The sequence below is a fragment of the Caballeronia sp. INML2 genome (genome assembly GCF_023631365.1).
Taxonomy (GTDB): domain Bacteria; phylum Pseudomonadota; class Gammaproteobacteria; order Burkholderiales; family Burkholderiaceae; genus Caballeronia; species Caballeronia turbans.
The window spans coordinates 12,945-34,603 of sequence record NZ_JALQDH010000044.1 but is presented as its reverse complement, the minus strand read 5'-3'; the positions used below and the strand labels follow the sequence as shown (position 1 = coordinate 34,603).

Sequence of the window (21,659 nt, the reverse complement as noted above, 5' to 3'; positions counted from 1 at the left end):
TACGGCCGGCGATGAAAACCTCAAGCCATTATATGTGAGCGTCCACGACGCATACGGCAGGAGCGCGCTGCGCCTTCCCGCGCGCCTGGTAGCAAGCCGCGTGCGCGGTCGTACCGGTCGCTCTTCGCTCGCGCTTCTTCGCCGACGAAAATATCGCATTGCTATTAATTCGATTCCTGGAGTTTCGTTAAAGACGCTGGCGATTGTTCTTTATCGGCGTGACGCCTCAACACGAATCGCAAGGTTCGGGCAATAAGCAATTTCAAAGGAAAGCGCGCGATCGATTTTATTTTTCTGTTGACAACGATTTTGGCGTCCGCGTCAGCAAGAATATCGCGTGGCTATCCGGTGCTTTTCATTTGGCTCACTGAACTGTCCCGGCTATGGCTCTCTAATGCACTGCAATCTGGAGGAACCCGCATTTGAAAACCGGCACGCATGATCCGACCTCGGCCACGGTGGCTTCAATTCGAAATCTGACCGGTGACACGAGCACAATGACACGCGTCCCCAGCAGCAATCCCAGAACATTGCTTTCGGTAATCATCCCTGCTTACAACGTCGAACATTTCATTGTCGCCTCGCTGCAATCCGCGCTCTCGCAGCCACGCTCCGACGAGATCGAACTCATTGTGATCGACGACGGCTCGACCGATAGCACGCTCGAACGCATTCTCGAGGTGCAACGCACCGAGCGCGGCCGCAATATCCGCGTGATCCATCAGGAAAACCGTGGCGTATCCGCCGCGCGCAACCGCGCGATCGCGGAAGCCACTTCGCCTTACATCGGCTTTCTCGATTCGGACGATGTCTGGTCAGCCGGTTTCACCATGAAGATCATGCCGCTTCTCGACGCGAACGCGGCCGACATCATCGAGTTCAACGTGGGCATCATCGATTCGAAAGGCAAGACGATCGACAAGGTCGAACTGATCGATCCCGCGACGGTCGGTCAACGTCCGTGCGATCTCGACGCGCTGCTCGACTTTGCACGCGTGTTTCAGGTGTTTCCGGTAGCGCGCGTCTACAGGCGCGCGCTCTGGGAAGGCATCGAGTTTCCGGCCGGCCGCGTCTATGAAGACGCCGCGGCAATTCCGCTCGTCTATACGCGCGCGAAATCGCTCTTCCGGCTCGCCGACGATCTTTACTTCTATCGCCGTCGCGCGGGCAGCATTACCGCCAGGGCGACGCCGTACACGGTGACGTCGCTCGCCACATGTGCCGAAGAGACGATGGAGCGTTGCAACGGCGGGCCGCTCGATGCCTTCTGGCTCGCGGTATTCCATAAGGTCTTCTCGTACGCATGTTTTCAGGCCGCACGCGTAGACGGGCATGCGTTCGCCGAAGCGATCAGGACGGTCGAGGCCACGGCCGCGCACTATCGTGTCTTCGCTGCGAATCGCACCGATGCACCGAAGGCGTTGCGCTTTCATGGAAAGATCGTCGCCGATCGCCGCTGGTTTCAGGCCAAGCGCATCGTCAAGCGCGCGCTCGGCCTCGAACCGCGTCCGCCCGAAAAAGCGTCGCGTGCGGCCTCGTCGGTCGAATCACGCGCGACATAAGGGAACGCGGTGACATCGGTCGGGCGTTCATGAGACGTCCATGCACTGTCCATGCGCACGCACGCACCACAATGTTGTCCTACCAGCACTTCGAACAGATTTCAATCGAACGAACGCACGCTGGAAGGATTCTTGCGTGTGCAAGCCCACTGATGAAAGCACTTTTCTCTTGTTAAATACCTTCTTTCATACGCTTGCGCCTTCTCCGGAAGTTATCGACGGTCCGGAACCGGCGCATTCCGTTCGACTTCAAGCGCCCCGAAGCCAGGCCAAGGCGTGGGTGCGCAGACCTCTTTGGCCCGCGTCGCATTGACGACTGGTCGCACGGGCGAAACTATCCGCTTCGGGCGCTGTCACGCAAAGGCTCACTCGAAACGGGTGAGCCTGCAGGGTTCACAGCCTTGCGTCATAGTCATAAAACACGCTGCGCTCCAGCCGGGGAAAAAACCGTTCAATGGCTTCATTCCGAAAGAACTTTACGATTCTAATGACGTTGCAGGTGTCCACCTACCTTGCACCGCTGCTGACGCTGCCCTGGCTCGCACGCGTCCTCGGTCCGGGCGAGTACGGACGCCTTTCATTCGGCCTGGCCTTCGTCGCGTACTTCATCTCCCTCACGAACTACAGCTTCTCTCTGACCGCCACGCCGAAGGTCTCGATCAATCGGGAAAGCCGCGAACTGCGCTCGAAGATATTCTGGGAAACCATCGTCACGCAGGCCGCACTCGCATTGGCAGGACTCGTCGTCGTGATCGCGCTGACGTCCTTCATACCTTTTCTGGAGGAAAATCGCGAGCTGCTGATCATCGGTTATGGCATGGCCATCGGGGCCATGCTGATTCCTACGTGGTACTTTCAGGGCATCGAAGATCTCGGCATGTTGAGCCTGTTCGTATTCATCGGACGTGCGCTCAGCATTCCCGCGATGTATCTCTTCGTACGCGAGCACGACGATATCTACAAGGCGATGGCCGTCAATGCCCTCGTGCCTTTGCTATCGGGCATCGCGATCTGCACGTACCTGTATTTTCGGCGGGAGCTCGACTTCGTGCGCGTGTCGTTCAGCACCATCCTCGTTCGTCTCAAGGACGGCTGGAGCGTGTTCATTGCGACCGCGATCGTCGATATCTATGCATCGAGCAACATCGTGCTGCTCACCTTCATCTCGGGCAATGTCGCGGCCGGCTACTTCGCCGCGGGTGACAAGCTCATCCGCGCGGCATTGAACATGCTCTCGCCGCTCAAGACCGCGGCTTATCCGCGAGTGAGCTTTCTCATGCATCATGCGAGAGAGGATGCCTTCGCTTTCCTGCGCAAGATGTTCGTCGTACAAGGGCTGATCGTGTCGCTGATATCCGTCTGCATCTTTTTTGGCGCGCCACTCGCAGTAAAGCTCTTGTATGGACCGAAGTTCTTGCCTACCGTAGAGGTGTTGCGCTGGATGGCGTTCGTGCCGTTGATGGCCGGCCTGTCGGATCTCTTCGGTGTTCAGACGATGCTTCCGCTCGGCATGAAGTCGCAGTTCAGCCGCGTGCTGATGGCGTGCGCCGTGTTGAACTTCGGCCTGCTCGCCGTGTTGGCGAAGCTCTTCGGCGAACAGGGTGCAGCGGCCACGGTGTTGATCGTCGAGACGCTCTCGGCGGCGGCGATGGCCTTCACGCTGCATCTGGGAGGCGTGTCGTTCCTCAAGCGCCCGATTAGCGAAGGGGCGGGTTCGGGAACCACGTGAACCGTATGCAGATATGCGCAGTGATGATTAATCTGATCGGCCAAGTTCTTATTCAACCATCGCACGCTCCGAAAATTGACGTGTTATAAACGGTAACAAGTGATTCGATTTCGTAACGCATTCTTTCAAGCGAACCGCTTTCATAAAGCGCTGTTTTGCACCCCGGGCGCGAATTAGACGCGTTCGATTGCGTATTACCCTAAAAGTTGCATTTAAGTATGTGAGTCAGCGAACCGACCCGATCAGTTCGAGCCGATATCTTATTGGTCCAAACAGTGTTTAAATAAGCGAGCCTGCCGAATGGAAACGGAAGAAACGACAGTCGAGCACGTGCAAAAATTGGCGCATCAGGCCGAGAACCTGCGTATGCAATCGGTCGCGGTCCCGCTCAAGGATCTGCAAATCCTTCTACAGATATGCGAAGCGGCGATTGCTCAGCAGAATGCTGCCGCAACGAAATGATGTTCACGAGCGGGTATCGTCAGTCCCGCCACGCTGACGTTGATACGTCCCGGGCATGGACCGAGGAAAGTGCCCAAGCCGGCCAGCAACATGTCCGGCTGTAAGAACTCGAAGCTTTATACCTACCGGCTTTACGTCGCACTGCAGTGAGGCTGCTTTATCGGCTGATCTGCGTTTTGGCGCGATGCAGAACAATCTTCGCAAAGACCGACATCGGGGCGCCCATCCGGCCAGATTGACTGGTCCGGGATTTTGCGGCAGGTAAATCGAGGCTTGTCATCAAGCTCGATGGGGTTCCTCGCATCCCTGTACGCCAGGAACGCAGAGTGCTACGCCGGATCCCGTGTGTATTTATCGCATGCGTATTACATCGCGATTAATACGCCGACACGCAAATCCCGGCCTTTCATGTTCCTTCGAGGTGGTCATGTACGTCCGCCTTGGATGCGTTCGCCCTAACCGAGTGTGTCGCGTCACTTTTCCATAACGATTAGACCATTCCTTCTCATTGCGTATTGCCGCGGGGCTCGGCGAGGCGCCAATTGAAGAGTTGAATATGAAAGAGATCGTCCATATCACCGAGGCCTTCGGCGGCGGCGTGCTGTCCATGCTGACCCAGCTTTCGAACCGCGCCGCCGCGGCCGGCGTCGGCGTAACGATCTTTCATTCGATCCGGCAGGAAACACCGAATAACTTCGCGAAGCTCTTTCATCCGGCGGTAAAGCTAACCTACGTCAGCATGTTCCGCGAAGTGAGCATGAAGAAAGACCTGAGCAGTTTATGGAACCTCGTTCGCAAGCTGAAGGAGTGCGATCCATCCGTAATCCATCTGCATTCGTCGAAGGCAGGCGTTCTGGGACGCGCCGCTGCACGCATTGCCGCGCCGCGTGCACGCGTGTTCTATTCGCCGCATGGTCTTGCGTTCCTTCGCCGCGACGTATCGCCCCTGAAGCAGTTTGCTTATCTGAGCTTCGAGCGCATTGCCGCGCGACTGGGCGGAACCATTGTCGCGTGTTCGGACAGCGAGCTCTCCGAGATCGAGACGAAGATGCATGCGCGGCGGGCGCGCGTGATCGAGAACGGCGTGAACGTGCAGGAGATTCCGCCGCGCGTCGAAAAGAGCGCCAACGGGATTCTTGTCGGCATGAGCGGCCGCGCGATGTTTCAAAAGAATCATGAAGCGTTCGTGAAGCTCGCGACGGAGCTGCACGACGCTTCCACCCGCTTCCTGTGGATCGGCGGCAATGAAGACGAGTTGCCGGCAGGCACACCAAAGGGCGCCGTGTCGTGCAGCGGCTGGGTGACGCGCGATCGCGCGCTCGAGCTCACGTCCGGGCTCGATATCTATGTGCAGACATCGAGATGGGAAGGCATGCCTATCGCGCTCATCGAGGCGCAGGTCGCGGGCATTCCCGCCGTGGTGACCGATGTAGTCGGCAACCGCGATGTCGTTCAGCATGGCGTGACGGGCTTCGTCGCATCGAGCGTCGACGAGATGGCGAAATACATCGCGCTGTTACGCGACGACCGGACACTGCGCGCTCGCATGGGCGCAGAGGCGAGAGCATCCGCCAGCAAGCGCTTTTCGATGGACGCGATCTTCCGTCAATGGCTCTCGATGTACGAGCTCGACGCCGTCAAGCACGCACGTGCGCCTGTCGACGCCGACGAGATCGCCTATGAAACCACCTCCGATTCACAGTTCTGACGCCCTGATATGGACACATCCATCGCCAGCAACAAACTCGTCTATAACGGCCGCTTCACGAGTCAGAAGACCACCGGCGTGCAGCGCGTCGCGCGTGAACTCGTCGCCGCGCTCGTGAAATTACCGCAAGGCTCGCATGTGACGCTCGCCGTGCCACCGCAAGGCGGGCTCGATCCCGTGCAAGGTGTGGAGACCGTGAAACTCGGCTTCGGCAAGGGCGTTTTCTGGGAGCAGGTCGTGCTGCCGCTCTTCGCCGGGCGCTCGCGTATCGTGAATCTCTCGAACTCGGGCTCCATCTTTCGCGCGAACCAGATCATCTACATGCACGATGCCGCGGTGTTCGATACGCCCGCGCACTTTTCGTGGAAGTTCCGCACCTGGTATCACGTGATGTTCTGGATTCTCGCGCGCACGTCGAGCTGCGTGCTGACCAATTCGAAGTTCTCGCGCGACAGGCTCGCGCATCATGTCGGCGTGCCTGCGGAGCGCATCGGGGTGGTGCCGCTCGCAGCCGATCATCTCGATCACATCACGCCGGATACATCCGTGATCGAAGAACTGAAGCTCACGAAGCGCCGTTACGTGCTCGCCGTGAGCAGCATGAATCCGACGAAGAACTTCAAGCGTCTCGTCGAAGCATTCACGCGCCTGAACGATCCTTCCATCGATCTCGTGATCGTGGGTATGAAGAATGCCGCGATTTTCGGCAAGGCGCACGATCTCTCGAGCGCGCCGAACATCAAGCAGGCTGGCTATGTCAGCGATGAAAAGCTGAGAGCGCTCTATCAGCGCGCCGCCTGCTTCCTCTATCCTTCTATCTACGAAGGCTTCGGCATTCCCCCGCTGGAAGCGATGCGCAACGGCTGCCCGACGCTCGTCGGGCGCGCGGCCGCCTTGCCGGAGACGTGCGGCGACGCATCGATCTATTGCGACCCGTACTCGGTCGAAGATATTTCAAACAAGCTGCGCGAGTTGCTTGCTTCGCCGGAATTGAGTGAAGACCTCAAACGTCGCGGCCTCGCGCACGCCGAGCGCTTTCGCTGGACGGAAAGCGCCCGCCTGCTGATGCAGTTCATCGACAAGCCGTGAGAGCGAAGGGGGAAAGCTGGTGAGGTTGGGAATTTATTGCGACTCGGGTATCAACGGCGGCCACGAAAAGATGCTCAAACGATTCATGCTCGCGCTCGTCGCGAGCACTCATGTCAAGACTTTGCATATCCTCGTGCCGACCGCGAACGAGCCGCTGTATCGCTACGTCAGCGATCTTGCGAACACGCATCCGAAAGTGAAGACCATCGGCCTTCCGCATACGGCCGAATCGATACGTGGCAATGTCTTCGCGCTGTGGCGCACGGTCCGCGCAACCGCGACGAAATTGCGTGCGCTGCGCCTGAACAAGCTGCTCATCGCGCAAGGCACGATCGCTTCCGGACTTGCGGGACTCTTCGCCGCGCGCCAAGCGCGCACCACGGCGGTCAGCTATCTACCGCTCGTCGACGAAGCGCCCGTGAACGCGGGCGGCCCCGGAAAGATCAAATGGCTCGTCAAGCGCGCGCTCTATCGCACGCCGAACGAATACGTCACTTTGAACGATCATTTGCGCGGCAAGCTGAAGGAACTCGCGCCCAATGCGCGCGCGATGATCCTCGAGAACTATGTCGACGATCGCTTCAGCCGCTCGGCGCTCACGAAAGAAGCCGCGCGCGCCGCGCTCGGCCTGCCCGACGACAGCACGACGATCATCGCGCATGTCGGCCGGCTCAACTTTCAGCAGAAACGTCAGGATTTCCTGATGCAGGCCATCGAACGCCATGCCGATGCATTCGCACGTACGCTCGTGCTGATCGTCGGAGAAGGACCGGATGCGGGGCGCCTGCAAGCCATGATCGACGCGAGCCCGGCGCTGTCCTCGTGCGTGCGCATGGTCGGGCCGCAGAAGGACGTGCTGCCGTGGATCGTCGCAAGCGATGCGCTCGTGCTGCCGTCCGCTTACGAAGGCGTGCCGCTCGTCATGATCGAAGCGGTGCTCGCGCAACGGCCCATCATCGTGTCGCGCGTGTCGGGGCTCGATTCATATCTGCCCGATGCGCTGCTTTTCCCCGCCGACGACCACGATGCATTCGTCGAGCGCATCTTCGCGGCGCGCGATCTTCCGCTCGCCGCGCTGGCGCAGGAATTCAGGCGTCGCTTTTCCCGTGAAGCATTCGACGCGCAGGCGCAAAGCGTTTTGCTGCACGAGGGCGACATGGGCGCTCAGGCTCCGTCGCAACGTTCCAACGTGCTGATCGAATGACAGTGCGCACTTCCCGAGGGTCGAACACCGATGCGAACTCTGCTGGCTGCCGTATCCCTCTTCGGTGCGCTTTGCTGCGCATCCGTGCTGATCTACGCGCGCAGCGGCACATCCGACGCGTATCACAGCGGTCGCTCGGCGAGCTCCACGGAGCACGCCGCGAGTGTCCCCGCACCGAAAATCGCCTGCGGCAACGGATCGAAAAGCGTGTTCTACGGCATCGCGGGACATCTGGAACATCGCGGCGTGTATCGCATGAGCGACTATGACTTGCAGATTTCACAGCTCCGCGATCTCGGCGTCACGATGTACGCGCAGGATGTATCGAGCGAAGAAAGTGCTCACAGGGTCGCGGATTTCGCACGCGCGGCGGCGAAGCAATGCATCGGCGTGCTCGCGCTCGTTACGCCCTTCGAGCCGGAAAAGCGCGCGAACGAGCAGGAAACCTTCGAGCGGGGCTATGCCCTCGGCAAGACGGCGGGCCGTCTCTTGAAGGGTCTCGTTACGTACTATCAGGTCGGTAACGAATACGACAACTGGACGATACTCGGCTCGGACCGCAGCGGCGAGCATCCGCAGGACTACGACAATGCGATGTTCATGAAGGCGCGCGGGTCGATTCTCGGCTTGATCAAGGGCATTCGTGAAACGAATCCGGACGCGAAGATCCTGCTGACATCGTTCAGCTGGCTGCACTACGGCTTTACCGACATGCTGTACGCAGGCACGCAACCCGACGGCACGCACGGTCATCCGATTCCACATTGGGACATCACCGCGTGGCACTGGTACTCGAACATGGGGTCGATCACGGCGGCGGGCGACAAGAAGGTCAACGTGCTCGAACGGCTGCGCGACAGCTACGGCAAGCCCATATGGATCACGGAGTACGGCGTGCGGCCGACCCATGCCGATCCGGCCGGCTATCTGATCGGCAAGGATGCATTGAAAGGCTTCGTGTCGCTTGCGAAGACGTACAACATACAGAACGTGACCTTGTACGAACTGTATGACGACCAGCGTTACGGCGGCGATGGCAACTACGGTGTGATTCACGACGACGGTAAAACGCGCAAGTCGCGCTTCAATACCGTGCGGGATTTCATCAAGGCCAACCCGATGCCGTGAACGCGCAACTTTTTGGTGCTACAGACAAAGCATGAGCAAAACCGGCGATTATCGCGCGAAATGGCGGTCCCGCAGGAGGCGTCCAGGCAATTACTGCGCATTTAACGTTCGCTACTTAACAGACGCGCGCAGTTTGCAGCCCGAAGATACGCTTGACGCTTTATTTTCCGGACTTACCGTTTCGTTTGACAGCAAGCGATTCGTAACGGGATTCGCGAATTTCATCCGCCGAATCTCGAGGCGCGACGCCGAGGCACGGAGTGTGCTTCTGTCAGATGTCGCACTCCGACGAGCCCACGTGCTTCGTCATGCGTACTCGAAGCAACATACGCTTCGCCCGCTTTTTTCAGAGCCTCTCGCGTCTTTAGTCTGGAAGTTCCGACGGCCACGCGCCGGATCAATAACACGTAAGACGTATCGCGGACATGCCGCGCGGGCTTTCTGTTTTTTCTCAGCCCGGGAAACAACGGTCAACTTATCGAACTGAGGACGGCGCCTTTGAACACCCTCTATGTGAACTCCGGATCTTCGCGCCCCGGCAAGGACGACGGTGAATTCACCGCGAGCGACATGCTCAAGCTCCTGCGCGATCACCTTGGCATCCTCTTCCTGTTCATCGGGATCACGGCCGCGCTCGCGACCGCGTATGCGTTTCTTGCCAGGCCCATCTATTCTTCGGACGTGGTCGTGCGCGTGGATCCACCCGATCCGAACGCGCTCGGCATCGCGCCGCAGAACCAGATGCAGATGCAGCAGTCTCAGCCGACGGTCAACCAGCTCGCGCCCGCGGAAATCTCCGTGATGCAAAGCCGCTCGGTGCTCGAACCCGTCGTCAAGCAGTTCCATTTCGACATCAAGGTCAAGCCCAGCACGTTCCCCGTGCTCGGTCAGATCGCGGATCTGTTTGCGAAGAAGGGACATCTTTCTCCCGCATGGTTCGGCCTCGATGCATACGGCTGGGGCGGTGAGTCGCTGCAGATCGGGCGCCTCGACGTGCCGCCCTCGCTCGAAGACCAGAAGCTCGATTTAGTTCTGCTCGACAACAACCAGTACGAGTTGCGCGACCCCGACGGCGCGATGCTCCTGCGCGGCACGATTGGCCGTCCGGCATCGGCAAACGGCGTGTCGATTCTCGTCAACGGCGCGCTCGGCCATCCGGGCGTGCACTTCGACGTGACGCGCCTCAATACGCTCGACGCCATCGCGCTCATGAAGAAGTCGATGAAGGTGGCCGAGTCCGCGAAAGACACGGGCGTCGTGCAGATCACCTTCAACGCCGACGATCCCGCTCTGACCGCCGATGTCGCGAACGCGCTCGGCCAGGCATATCTGACCGCCGCTGTTCAGGCTCGCCAGGCGAACGACACGAAGACACTCGAATTCATCCGCGGAGAATTGCCGCGCCTCGAAGCCGATCTGCGGCGCGCCGAAGGCAACCTCAGTTCGTTCCGCTCGAAATCGCAGTCGGTGCAGCCGCTCAACGAAGCGCAGGCGTATCTGCAAGGCAGCATCGTGTCGTTGCAACAACTGGCGAACCTGAAGATACAGCGCACGCAGGCGTTGCAGCGCTTTCAACCTAACAGCCCGCAGGTGGTCAACCTCAATCAGCAGATCGCCGAACTCGAGGCGTCGAACAAGCAGATTCAGCAGCGCTTCGACAGCATGCCCGCTTCCGAGCGCCAGAACGCGACCCTCACGCGTGACGCACGCGTGGCCGAGACCATTTACATGGGCATGGTGAACAAGGCGCAAGAACTATCCGTGCGCCGCGCGAGCACGAGCGGCGGTGCGCATATCGTCGATAACGCGCTGCGTCCGTACCGGCCGGTGAAGCCGAACAAGCCGCTCGTGATCGCGGCGGGCACGGCCCTCGGCTTCTTCATGGGCACGTTCTTCATCTTCCTGCGCCGCCACGCGATGATCGGCGTGACCGATCCGATGTTCGTCGAGCGCCGTCTGTCTGTGCCGGTATTGGGGGAAGTGTTGTACAGCCGGCAGCAGGCGATGCTGGATCACGAGATCGCCGTGTCGCCGGTCGAGCATGCGCCGCTCACCTACTCCGGGACGCAGAACGGCGGTCCGCCGAAGGCTCTGCCTTATGTTCATCTGCCGGAACACGATGCGTTCGCGATGCCGCACGTGGCCGATACGGATCGCGATGCCCGCGTGCTTGCTACGCGCTTCCCGCACGATCCGGCTGTCGAGGCGCTGCGCGCGGTGCGCACGGAGTTGTACCGCGACCTCGCCAACGCGCCGAACAACATCGTGATGCTGACGGGTCCGATTCCGTCGGCGGGCAAGAGCTTCGTCGCGGCGAATCTGTCGGTGCTGCTCGCGGAAATCGGTCTGCGCGTGCTCCTCATCGACGGCGATATGCGGCGCGGCCATATCGCTTCGTTCTTCAAGCAGTCGAATCCGGGCGGCCTCTCGGAAGTGCTCAAGGGCGAACTGGCGCTCGGCGACGCGATCCGCTATGTCGGCGTGCCGGGGCTGTCGTTCATGTCGTGCGGCGGTTATCCGGAGAATCCTTCCGAGCTGTTGATGATGCCGGGCTTTCGCAACATGCTTGCGCGCATGAGCGAACAGTTCGACCTCGTGATCCTCGATACGCCGCCCTTCCTCGTCGTCACCGATGCGGCGATCGTCGCGAGCGATGCAGGTTCGACGGTGCTCGTGCTGCGTTCGGGCATTCAGAGCGAGGAAGAAATCGAGGAAACCGTGAAGAAGGTGCAGCGTTCGGGCGGCAGGCTCGTCGGCTCGGTCTTCAACGCGATTCCGCGACGCCCGAGCAATCGCCGCAGTTATGGATATGCGGCGGCATATACGAGCACGTTCAGGTCGGCGCACTGACAGCGCGCGCATAATGAAGCGCAGCGATTGAAGGCATCGCGCCGCGTGCCCGTCACGCGGCGCTTTACGTTGTATTGCTGGTGTGGGGCGTGATGCGTCCATCCGCTGCGGGAATCGTCCGCGCGACCGGACGTGGAACGACTTCGAGCGCTCGCGGCATTGCGCGCAACGCGCTCATTGCAGGCGAAGCGTGGCGACGATCAGACGGAATGTTCATACGTCTTCGCGGGCCACGATGGATCGCAAGATGGCGATGCACTCGCGTCGTCAACGGGGTCGATGAGAGAGACGCATATGAGCGGACCTTTTTCGTTCGGGAAGCGGCTCGTGCAATGCCCGCGCTGCCGCAGGCAGGTGGCTGTGGGCCTGAACGTGTGTCCGCATTGCGACTTTCATCGAGTGCGCAAAACGGTACCCATACCGGCGCCCGCGCCCGCTCCGGCGCCGCGCCTCGTCGTCGAGCAGGCACCGCTCGCAGAGGCGCCACGCATGCCGTCGCGTTCGATGCTCGTGATCCTGCTCGCCATGCTGGCGACGTTTCGCCGCCGAGCCTGAGCGGATAGGCCGCGATGATCGAGCCGGCAAGCGTATTGATTGCCTTGATTCACGCCTTATTCGGCACCGACCTGATAACGACTGACAGTCCGCTTTGAAGCGGGCCCATCCAACCTTCGATGATGAAAGAAAAAGCGGCGCTGACCGACCTCTACTACCGAATCTGGGCCTTCGCGATGCCGGTGACGTCGTTCCTCGTCATGCCTTCGATTCAGGGCACGACGATCGGCTATCTGATGTGCTTCCTCTCCGTGCCGCTCGTGCTGCTCTTCGGCGGGCGCGCGCGCAAGAGCTGGATGCATTTCCTGGGCGCGGCGGTCGTCGTGTGGCTGCTGATGCTCTGCACGTCGCAGCTCGCTGACGTGATGGCCCCGTTCGATCCCGACTTCAGCAAGATCGTGCTCGTCGACGACACCGATCCCTTCACGTTCATCATGCGCAAGAGCATGTTCACGCAGTCCCTCTATGTGGCGGCGGTCGTGCTCTATGCGGCTTACGTGTACCACTACTACAAGCCGACGTGGGACCAGTGGCTGCTCGCCGCCGTCACGCTGTTCGCGCTGTACGGCATATTCGAAGTGGCCTATTACATCGCCACCGGCCAGCCGGGCGACTTCATCTCGAACCGCGCATTCGGCGATCAGTTCGGCAAGGGCATCGTGCGCTCCGACGGCACGGTGAACGGCAGCTCGTTCCAGCAGATCAACATCAAAGGCATTCCGATCCAGCGCCTTAAAGCGCTCACCGGCGAGCCGTCGATGTACGCGATGTCCATCTTCCCGTTCTGGGTCTACTTCAACGCGACCTCGCGCGTGCGCTGGCCCGTATGGGTCATCGGCCTGTCGCTTTTGATGACCACCTCGTCGACGGTGCTGATCGGCTATGCCGTGTATTCGATCATCCGCGTGCGCAAGCTCGGCATCAATCCGGTCAAGGCGCTGATCGGGCTCTTCGTGCTGTGCGTGATCGCCTATCTGCTGCAGGATTACATCGCGGATCTCTTCAAGCAGATGGTCACGGACAAGCTCGAACAGAAAACCGAATCGGGCTCGGACCGCTCGCTGCTGTTCCTCCAGTCGATGCGCCTGTGGGTCGATGCGTCGCCGCTCAATCAGATCTTCGGCATCGGCTTCGGCTATATCCGCTCGACCGATCTGTTCTCGACGCTGCTCGTCAATACGGGTGTCGTCGGCACGGTCTTCATCAGCACGCTGATGCTTTATCCGGCGTTCAGGCTCGACTGGGATCCCCGTGGCATGGCGCTGCGTCAGTGCTGCGCGGCGACCTGGACGATGATGATGGTCTCCGTGCCCGAGTTCGCCTATCTCGCGCCCTGGACGCTGGTCGCGATGGCGTACGTGCGCGTGCGCGCGCTCAAGCTCGCGAGGCAGCACGACGGCGACAGGGCTGCCGCGGCCGCGAGGCAGGAGGCGCAGGATGGCGCGTCGATCGGCACCGCGATCGGCAGGCACGTGAGACCGGACATCGCCACGCGCATCGGCTCGCGCTTCGGCCCGCGTGGCCGCCATCTCTGAGGCCTGCGCGCCGCGCCCCGCTCCTGGCGACGTTCTACAATGTCGGTTTCGACCACCGGCCATCCATCGTCGATGGCCGGGCAACCAGGGAGCAACCATGTCGATTGTCACGACCGATTCCGGTCTCAAATACGAAGACGTCACCGTTGGCGAAGGCGCTGAAGCCGTCGCAGGCAAGACGGTCAGCGTGCACTACACGGGCTGGCTCACGGACGGCCAGAAATTCGATTCGAGCAAGGACCGCAACGACCCGTTCGCCTTCGTGCTGGGCGGCGGCATGGTCATCAAGGGCTGGGACGAAGGCGTGCAGGGCATGAAGGTCGGCGGCGTGCGCCGTCTCACGATCCCGCCGCAACTCGGCTACGGCGCGCGCGGCGCAGGCGGCGTGATCCCGCCGAACGCCACGCTCGTGTTCGAAGTGGAATTGCTGGACGTCTGAGCGACAACGGCATGAGCGCGCCGCTTCATCGTCCCGCCGTGTCGCTGCGCCGCTATGAGGCTGCGCAAGCGTCGGACGTGCACGACTTTCATCAGATCGTGCTCGGTCTCGACGGGTCGATGGAGATGGCCGTCGATGGCAACGGCGCACGCATCGATTGCAGCGGCGCCTGGATCATCCCGGCAGGCGCGCGCCACGACTACTGGGCCGACGGCGATAATCGCCAGCTCGTGATCGATCTGCCGGCCACGTCTGTCGCGGTGCCCGAGCGATACTTCGAGCGGGCGCGCGCGGTCGCGATCGACTCGCGCGTCACGCAGGCAGTCGCCGAGGTCGCCCGTCGTGCGAGCGGCGATACGCCTTTCTCCGATCGTTTCGCATGGCAGGCGGCCGCGCATCTATGCGGCGCGCTGATGCACGACACCGACGATTCCATCGACATGATGCGCGGGCTCGACTTCGCGCGCATCGACCGATGGTTGCGTCTGCATCTATCCGAGCCGCTGCGCATCGCCGATCTCGCCGTGCATTGCGGCTTCGGCATGCGCCGCTTTCATCAGCTCTTCAATGAGGCGTTCGGCGAGACGCCGCATCGCTATCTGCATCGGCTGCGGCTCGACACGGCGCTCACGCTGCTCGCCGACCCGCGCCCGACGCTCACCGATATCGCACTCGATGTCGGCTTCGCCGATCAAAGCGCCTTCACGCACGCGTTCTCGAAACGCTTCGGCATTTCGCCGGGGCAATGGCGCAATGGCGGCTTCAAGTCGCCGCGCGACGCCTAACCCAGACCGCGCGCCAGATCGGCGCGTATAGCCGCAGGATCTTCGAGACTACCGCAAGACGAATCAGGCCTTCGCGTATGCCGGCGGCTTCGCGCAGCTCGGATGTGAGGCGCCCCTGCGTCGTCGTCGAGAGATGCGTGATCGTCGTGCGCGTGTCGCCGAGATTGCCGGTGATCGAGCACAGTCTGGTACCGGCGCGCACGGCGAGCGTGTCGAAGCCGAGGTTGTCGTCCATGTTTTTCTCCCCTGTTTTCAGGCTCCAAACGCAAAAAGCCCGCTTGGTCCTTGCAGACGAAGCGGGCTCTCATGAAGCGCTGAAGACTTACTCGACCGATAGTTGCAGATGCAACTGTGAGCGCGTCATGCCGCCCTCTTGCGCTTCGCTCGCCGCGTCGCGGTCCGATTGCGACTGCGGCGCGAGGCGCGCGGTTTCGATGCGATCGAGATAATCGGTCGTCACATCGCCGGTGATGTAGTTGCCGTCGAAGCACGATGCTTCGAATTCCTTCAGCGCCGGGTTGATGTCGCGGATCGCACTCTTCAGGTCTTCCACGTCCTGGTAGACGAGATAGTCCGCGCCGATCATGCGCGCCACTTCCTCATCGCTGCGGCCGTGCGCGACGAGTTCGCCGCGCGTCGGCATGTCGATGCCGTACACGTTCGGGAACTTCACCGGCGGCGCAGCGGACGCGAAGATCACCTTGTTCGCGCCGGCGTCGCGCGCCATCTGCACGATTTCATGCGAGGTCGTGCCGCGCACGATGGAATCGTCGACGATCAGCACGTTCTTGCCCTTGAACTCGATGCCCATCGCGTTCAGCTTCTGGCGCACCGACTTCTTGCGCACAGCCTGACCCGGCATGATGAAGGTGCGGCCCACGTAGCGGTTCTTGAAGAAGCCCTCGCGATACTCGACGCCGAGCTTCGCGGCCACCTGCATCGCGGCGGGGCGCGACGAATCCGGAATCGGCATCACGACGTCAATCGGCACATCGGGCAGCACGCGCTTGATCTTCTCGGCGAGATAATCGCCCATGCGCAGACGCGCGTTGTAGACCGGCACGCCATCGAGGCACGAGTCCGGACGCGCGAGATACACGAGCTCGAAGATGCAGGGGTTGAGTTCGGGCTTTTCGGCGCATTGATGGTTGTGCAGATTGCCTTCTGCGTCGATGAAGATCGCTTCGCCCGGCTCGACATCGCGCACGAACTCGAAGCCGATGCCTTCGATCGCCACCGACTCCGACGCGACCATCCACTCGACGCCCGTCGCCGTCTCCAGCTTGCCGAGCACGAGCGGGCGGATGCCGAACGGATCGCGGAACGCCACGAGCCCATAGCCCGCGATCAGCGACACGATTGCATACGACCCCTTCACGCGACGATGCACGCCCGCGACGGCCTTCCACAGTGCGGCGGCGTCGAGCTGGAGCCCCGAACTCGCCAGTTGCAGTTCGTGCGCGAACACGTTGAGAAGCACTTCGGTGTCGGACGCGGTGTTGATGTGCCGGCGATCGATCCGGAACATCTCGTCCTTCAGCTGCATCCAGTTCGTGAGGTTGCCGTTATGCGCGAGGATGATGCCGAACGGCGCGTTCACGTAGAACGGCTGTGCTTCTTCCTCGCTCGATGCCGAACCGGCGGTCGGATAACGCACCTGGCCGATGCCGACATTGCCCGGCAAGCTGCGCATGTTGCGCGTGCGGAACACGTCGCGCACCATGCCGTTGGCCTTATGCATGTGGAAGTTGTTGCCGTTCGCCGTGGCGATGCCCGCCGCATCCTGCCCGCGATGCTGGAGCAGGAGCAGGCTGTCATAGATCAGCTGATTGACGGGGGTCTGGGAAACTACACCTACGATGCCGCACATGGCATGGTCCTTCAAAGAGTCGAAACGGGTAGACAAGGCGTTGCCCGGATCTCATCGACGCTTCTCTCATTATTTGGCCGTATCGAGGCCGGGCCGAAGCGTCATCGAGCCGTCGCGCATTCCTCGTGTAGCGGGCCTTGCGTCTATTGTGCGGCGGCTGGCGCCAGGCCGCTCGGTTCGCGAGCGACGTGCACATACGCGGCGAGCGTATCGGGGAGCAGCGGTTTCAATTCGCGCACGCCCTGCTCGGCCATCGGCCGCAGCAGCGCATTGCGCCAAAAATCCTTTTCCGGCAGTTCGGTCAGGCCAGCCAGTGCGACCAGAACCACTACCAATATAGCGCCTCTCACGAGGCCGAACAGCAAGCCCAGGGAGCGATCCACACCGCGCAGGCCGGTCACTTCCGTGATGCGCGTCAAAAGCGCCGATAGCACGCTCGATATGAGCAGCACCGCCGCAACCACCAGCAGAAACGCCACGAGCCATTGCGTGAGCGCGCCGCCGGGCCATGTCGACGGAATATACGGCACGACGAGCCCGACGAAGCGCCCTGCGATCAGAATGGCGGCAATCCAGCCGACCAGACCGAAGGCCTCGGCCAACAGGCCGCGCCACATGCCGCGAAGCGCGGACAGACCAATCACAGCCATCACGCCGTAGTCGAAAGCGGTGAACATCAAATCTGCTTAATTCGATGAGCGAGTGCCGCCGCCGAGGCCGGCCTGGCGCACCTTTACGAGGGCCGCCTGCGCCGACGCGCGATCGGGGAACGGACCCGCGCGCAACAGCGATTTGGTCGCGCCATCCGACTGCTTGCGATGTTCGAGATATGCGGGCACACCCGCAGACTTCAATTTGTTGACCCAGTTCTGCGCGGCGGTTTCGTCGTCGAACTGGCCGATTTGCAGCACGAAACGGCTGCCCGCCGGCGACGACGGCGTATTCGCCGCGCCTGCGGCTGCGTTCGCGGCGGTGTTTGCGTTGTCTTCCTCGGACGGTTCCGTGGCCTGCTGCTTCGCGTTCTGGCTTGCGGCGGCGGCAGGCTTCGACGGCTTCGCTTCAGTCCTGGCTTGCGCCTTCGTTTCGGGCTTCGGCTGTTCCGTTGCTTCGGGCTTCGGTTGTGCCGTAGCGGCGGCCGCAGCGGCCTGCGGCTGCGTCGCGCCAGCGGAAACGCTGCTCGAAGCGCCCGCCGGCGCATCATGCGCGACGCCGGCTTGCGTGTCCGCCTCGGTCGCGTCGCGTGATTGTTTCGCGGCAGGCGACGGGCGATTGGGAATATCGATGGAAATGTCGTCGGTCACGGGCTTCGGACGCGAATCCAGCACCATAGGCAGGACGATGACGGCGGCCAGCACCAGCGCGATCGCGCCGACAAGCCTGCGGCGCGCGCGCTGTTTCTCGGGCAGGGTGGGATCGAGCATCATCGCGTCGGCGTCGGTGCGCTCCGAACGGCGCGTGCGGCGCTCGGTACGGACGGTGTGACGCGAGCCGCGCGAGGAATCGGAGTATGCGTCGCGACCGGAGTCGTCTTTCTTGCCGAACGAAAAGAGTCCCATGTATCGCTTGGTGCTGACGGCCGACCGTCTGGATGATGGCGCTAGTTATGCTGCGTTCGACGGTAGGCCATCACGCCGGCTACCGTGTAGAAACTGCCAAAAACGACGATTCTATCATTTTCGGACGCGCGCCTTAACGCATCTTGAAAAGCTGCGGCTGGCGTTTCGAAGCTAGAAACGCTGCTGTCCGGGCCGTCGTTGACACCGGCGTCGCGCAATGCGTGCTCCAGTTGCTCCGCCGACGCGGCGCGCGGCGTGGGCAGCGCGGTGACGTTCCAGTGGTCGATCTCGCTCGTCAACTGCTTCACGACGCCTTCGATGTCCTTGTCGCCCATCGCGCCGAACACCGCGTACGTGTACGGAAAATAGCCCATGTTGCCGAGATTTTGCGACAAAACGGCGGCAGCGTGGGGATTGTGCGCAACATCGAGAATGATTTGCGGCTTTCCCGGCAGCACCTGGAAGCGGCCCGGCAGTTCGACATTGGCGAGTCCGAGGCGAATATCCTGAGCCGAAACGGGCAAGCGATCACGCAACGATTCGAGCGCGGCCAGCGCCGCCGCCGTGTTGATCAGCTGATTCGCGCCGCGCAGTGCGGGATACGCCAGCGCCGGGCGCCGCTGCTCGCGGCCGATATAGCTCCATTGCTGGCGCTCGTTGCCCGGCTGCGCTTCATAGCGGAAGTCCCGTCCGACGAGCCAAAGATCCGCGCCGATCGCCTGCGCATGATCGATCAGGCTTTGCGGCGGCGACGGGTCGCCGCACACAGCGGGCTTGCCCGGCCGGAAAATGCCCGCCTTCTCGAAGCCGATCTTCTCGCGCGTGTCGCCGAGATAATCGGTATGGTCGATGTCGATGCTCGTGATCACCGCGCAATCCGTATCGACGATATTCACCGCGTCCAGACGTCCGCCGAGCCCGACTTCCAGAATCACGGCATCGAGCCCGCGCGATGCGAAAAGATGCAGGATCGCGAGCGTCGTGAATTCGAAGTAAGTCAGCGAAACCGGTTCGGGCAGGCTCGCGCGCGCCTTTTCCACCGCCTCGAAATGTTGGAGCAGATCGGCGTCGCTCGCCTCGGCGCCGTCGATGCGCGCACGCTCGTTGAACGAAAGCAGGTGCGGCGAGGTATGGCAGCCGACGCGATAACCCGCGCGCAGCAGGATCGTTTCGATGATCGCGCACGTCGAGCCTTTGCCATTCGTACCGCCGACGGTGATGACCGGGCAGTCGAAATGCAGGCCGAGCGCGTCCTTCACCTTGCCGATACGCGTCAGGCCCATGTCGATGCCGACCGGATGCGCTGCTTCCAGATGAGCCAGCCAGGCGTCGAGGGTGGGGAAAGTGTTCATGTTCGAGATGGGGAAAAGCAAAACGCCGCGCGGAACCTCAGGGCTCTCGCGCGGCGCAGCGCTGCATATCAGCGATTCAGGCGACGGAATCGGCGGGTTGCCGCGTCATCAGCGCCATCAATTGGGCAAGTTCTTCGCGCATCTTGCGGCGATCCACGATCATGTCGATGGCGCCCTTCTGCAGCAGGAATTCGGCGCGCTGGAAGCCTTCCGGCAGCTTTTCGCGCACGGTCTGCTCGATCACGCGCGGGCCGGCGAAGCCGATCAGCGCCTTCGGCTCGCCGATCACGACATCGCCGAGAAAGGCGAAGCTCGCGGAGACACCGCCCATCGTCGGGTCGGTCAGCACGGAAATGAACGGCAGCTTCGCATCCGACAGTCTGGTCAGGAGCGCTGTGGTCTTGGCCATTTGCATCAGCGAAAGCAGGCTTTCCTGCATGCGCGCGCCGCCGGACGCCGTGAAGCAGATGAACGGCACGTTCTGCTCGATCGCATTGCGCGCGCCGCGCACAAAGCGCTCGCCGACCACCGAGCCCATCGAGCCGCCCATGAACGAGAACTCGAAGCACGCGACGACGCACGGAATCGTGTGGATCGCGCCGCCCATGACGACCATCGCGTCGGTTTCGTCGGTATCCTCCATCGCTTCCTTGATGCGATCCGGATACTTACGGCTGTCCTTGAACTTGAGCGCATCGACCGGCACGACTTCCTGGCCGATTTCGTAGCGGCCTTCCGGATCGAGCAGGCGGTCGAGCCGCTCGCGCGCGCCAATGCGCATGTGATGGCTGCACTTCGGGCAGACATGCAGGTTCGCCTCGACGTCGTTGCGATACAGCACCGCCTCGCACGACGGGCACTTCACCCAGAGGCCCTCGGGGATGCCTTTGCGGCTCTTGGGATCCGTTTGCTTGATCTTCGGCGGCAGCAGTTTGTCGAGCCAGCTCATCGTTTTTCCTTGACTGATCGGTCGCCGCGCGGCGCACGTCCGAATCGGACGGCCCGCGGCGGCGCGTATTTTACTGTGCGGCGTCGAGTGCCTGACGAACTTCGGCAATGAAGCTCGTCAGTGACGCGGCCGCGGCGTCCGGCTTCGCCTCTTCGAGCAATTGCACGAGGCGGCTGCCGATGACGACGGCGTCCGCGACATCGGCGACGGCACGCGCGGTTTGGGCGTCGCGAATGCCGAACCCGACGCCAACCGGCAGGGGCACATGCGACTTGATGGCCGGGATTTTACTCGCGATGCTGGAAACGTCCAGATTTGCCGCGCCGGTCACGCCTTTCAGCGATACGTAGTAAACATAGCCGCTCGCGATCTTGCCGACCGCCGCGACCCGTTCGTCCGTGGAGGTCGGCGCGAGCAGGAAGATCGGATCGATGCCGGCCGCGCGCATGGACGCGCCGAAGCTCTCGGCCTCCTCGGGCGGGTAATCGACCACCAGCACGCCGTCGACGCCCGCTTCCTGCGCGGCTTTCGCAAAAGCGTCCGCGCCCATGCGCTCGATCGGATTCGCATAGCCCATCAGCACGACTGGCGTTTTGTCGTCGGTCTGACGGAAGCGCTTGACGTCGGCCAGCACGCTCTTGAGCGTTACGCCGCGAGCGAGCGAGCGCTCGGACGAACGCTGGATCACGGGGCCGTCGGCCATCGGATCGGAAAACGGTACGCCCAGTTCTATGACGTCCGCGCCGCCCTTGGCGAGTGCGTGCATGAACTCCACGGTCTGCTCCGGATTCGGGTCGCCCGCGGTGATGAACGGAATCAGCCCTTTCTTGCCCTGCGCGGCCAGCGCCGCAAACGTGTTCTTGATACGGGACATGGGAATTCTCTT

Annotated in this window: 18 protein-coding genes and 1 pseudogene; 12 read left to right on the top strand and 7 right to left on the bottom strand. The window is 61.8% G+C overall.

Going from position 1 to position 21,659, the window contains the following annotated elements; all coding sequences use genetic code 11:
- The first annotated feature begins 497 nt into the window (after nt 1–497).
- The 12 genes from NCT32_RS14675 (at nt 498) to NCT32_RS14620 (ending at nt 15,046) form a co-directional block, all read left to right on the top strand.
- The gene (locus NCT32_RS14675) at nt 498–1,562 is read left to right on the top strand and encodes a glycosyltransferase family 2 protein (RefSeq protein ID WP_061121581.1); all 1,065 of its coding nucleotides are present in this window, start codon (nt 498–500) and stop codon (nt 1,560–1,562) included.
- 454 nt (nt 1,563–2,016) lie between these two features.
- Nucleotides 2,017–3,291, top strand: coding sequence for a flippase (locus tag NCT32_RS14670; RefSeq protein ID WP_061121582.1), 1,275 nt, complete (start codon nt 2,017–2,019; stop codon nt 3,289–3,291).
- Between the two features lie 300 nt (nt 3,292–3,591).
- Nucleotides 3,592–3,753 (top strand): hypothetical protein, encoded by a 162-nt coding sequence (locus NCT32_RS14665; protein WP_250477274.1) that lies wholly within the window; start codon nt 3,592–3,594, stop codon nt 3,751–3,753.
- 550 nt (nt 3,754–4,303) lie between these two features.
- Nucleotides 4,304–5,461 carry a glycosyltransferase gene (locus NCT32_RS14660; protein WP_086961616.1) on the top strand — a complete coding sequence of 386 codons (1,158 nt, stop codon included), beginning with the start codon at nt 4,304–4,306 and terminating at the stop codon, nt 5,459–5,461.
- 9 nt (nt 5,462–5,470) lie between these two features.
- On the top strand, nt 5,471–6,550 hold the full coding sequence (locus NCT32_RS14655) for a glycosyltransferase family 1 protein (protein WP_061121584.1): 1,080 nt from the start codon (nt 5,471–5,473) through the stop codon (nt 6,548–6,550).
- Between the two features lie 70 nt (nt 6,551–6,620).
- Complete coding sequence (locus tag NCT32_RS14650) at nt 6,621–7,754, top strand: glycosyltransferase (RefSeq protein ID WP_250477273.1); 1,134 nt, start codon at nt 6,621–6,623, stop codon at nt 7,752–7,754.
- A 30-nt stretch (nt 7,755–7,784) separates the two neighbouring features.
- Nucleotides 7,785–8,882 (top strand): glycosyl hydrolase, encoded by a 1,098-nt coding sequence (locus NCT32_RS14645; RefSeq protein WP_061121586.1) that lies wholly within the window; start codon nt 7,785–7,787, stop codon nt 8,880–8,882.
- Between the two features lie 498 nt (nt 8,883–9,380).
- Nucleotides 9,381–11,732: a polysaccharide biosynthesis tyrosine autokinase gene (locus NCT32_RS14640; protein ID WP_086961612.1), complete on the top strand. Its 2,352-nt coding sequence runs from the start codon at nt 9,381–9,383 to the stop codon at nt 11,730–11,732.
- 294 nt (nt 11,733–12,026) lie between these two features.
- Entirely contained in the window at nt 12,027–12,287 is a 261-nt protein-coding gene (locus tag NCT32_RS14635; protein ID WP_143756445.1) for a hypothetical protein, read from the top strand.
- Between the two features lie 119 nt (nt 12,288–12,406).
- Nucleotides 12,407–13,822 (top strand): hypothetical protein, encoded by a 1,416-nt coding sequence (locus NCT32_RS14630; protein ID WP_061121588.1) that lies wholly within the window; start codon nt 12,407–12,409, stop codon nt 13,820–13,822.
- Between the two features lie 97 nt (nt 13,823–13,919).
- Nucleotides 13,920–14,261: an FKBP-type peptidyl-prolyl cis-trans isomerase gene (locus tag NCT32_RS14625; protein ID WP_035502329.1), complete on the top strand. Its 342-nt coding sequence runs from the start codon at nt 13,920–13,922 to the stop codon at nt 14,259–14,261.
- A gap of 11 nt (nt 14,262–14,272) precedes the next feature.
- Nucleotides 14,273–15,046 (top strand): AraC family transcriptional regulator, encoded by a 774-nt coding sequence (locus tag NCT32_RS14620; protein WP_061121589.1) that lies wholly within the window; start codon nt 14,273–14,275, stop codon nt 15,044–15,046.
- Here the strand turns inward: NCT32_RS14620 and NCT32_RS14615 are convergent.
- The 7 genes and pseudogenes from NCT32_RS14615 to trpA form a co-directional block, all read right to left on the bottom strand.
- Nucleotides 15,043–15,239, bottom strand: a pseudogene (locus tag NCT32_RS14615) (PLP-dependent transferase); the annotation flags it as partial. The gene NCT32_RS14620 and the pseudogene NCT32_RS14615 sit on opposite strands and share 4 nt — an antisense overlap.
- A 129-nt stretch (nt 15,240–15,368) precedes the next feature.
- A complete protein-coding gene (gene purF / locus NCT32_RS14610; protein ID WP_061121591.1) occupies nt 15,369–16,916 on the bottom strand; it encodes an amidophosphoribosyltransferase in 1,548 nt (515 codons plus the stop codon).
- A 143-nt stretch (nt 16,917–17,059) separates the two neighbouring features.
- Nucleotides 17,060–17,593 (bottom strand): CvpA family protein, encoded by a 534-nt coding sequence (locus NCT32_RS14605; RefSeq protein ID WP_250477272.1) that lies wholly within the window; start codon nt 17,591–17,593, stop codon nt 17,060–17,062.
- Between the two features lie 9 nt (nt 17,594–17,602).
- The gene (locus NCT32_RS14600) at nt 17,603–18,472 is read right to left on the bottom strand and encodes an SPOR domain-containing protein (protein ID WP_061121593.1); all 870 of its coding nucleotides are present in this window, start codon (nt 18,470–18,472) and stop codon (nt 17,603–17,605) included.
- Between the two features lie 41 nt (nt 18,473–18,513).
- Nucleotides 18,514–19,824, bottom strand: coding sequence for a bifunctional tetrahydrofolate synthase/dihydrofolate synthase (gene folC, locus NCT32_RS14595; RefSeq protein WP_061121594.1), 1,311 nt, complete (start codon nt 19,822–19,824; stop codon nt 18,514–18,516).
- A 76-nt stretch (nt 19,825–19,900) separates the two neighbouring features.
- On the bottom strand, nt 19,901–20,773 hold the full coding sequence (gene accD / locus NCT32_RS14590) for an acetyl-CoA carboxylase, carboxyltransferase subunit beta (protein ID WP_035511203.1): 873 nt from the start codon (nt 20,771–20,773) through the stop codon (nt 19,901–19,903).
- 70 nt (nt 20,774–20,843) lie between these two features.
- Entirely contained in the window at nt 20,844–21,647 is an 804-nt protein-coding gene (gene trpA, locus NCT32_RS14585; RefSeq protein ID WP_061121595.1) for a tryptophan synthase subunit alpha, read from the bottom strand.
- Between the last annotated feature and the right edge of the window lie 12 nt (nt 21,648–21,659).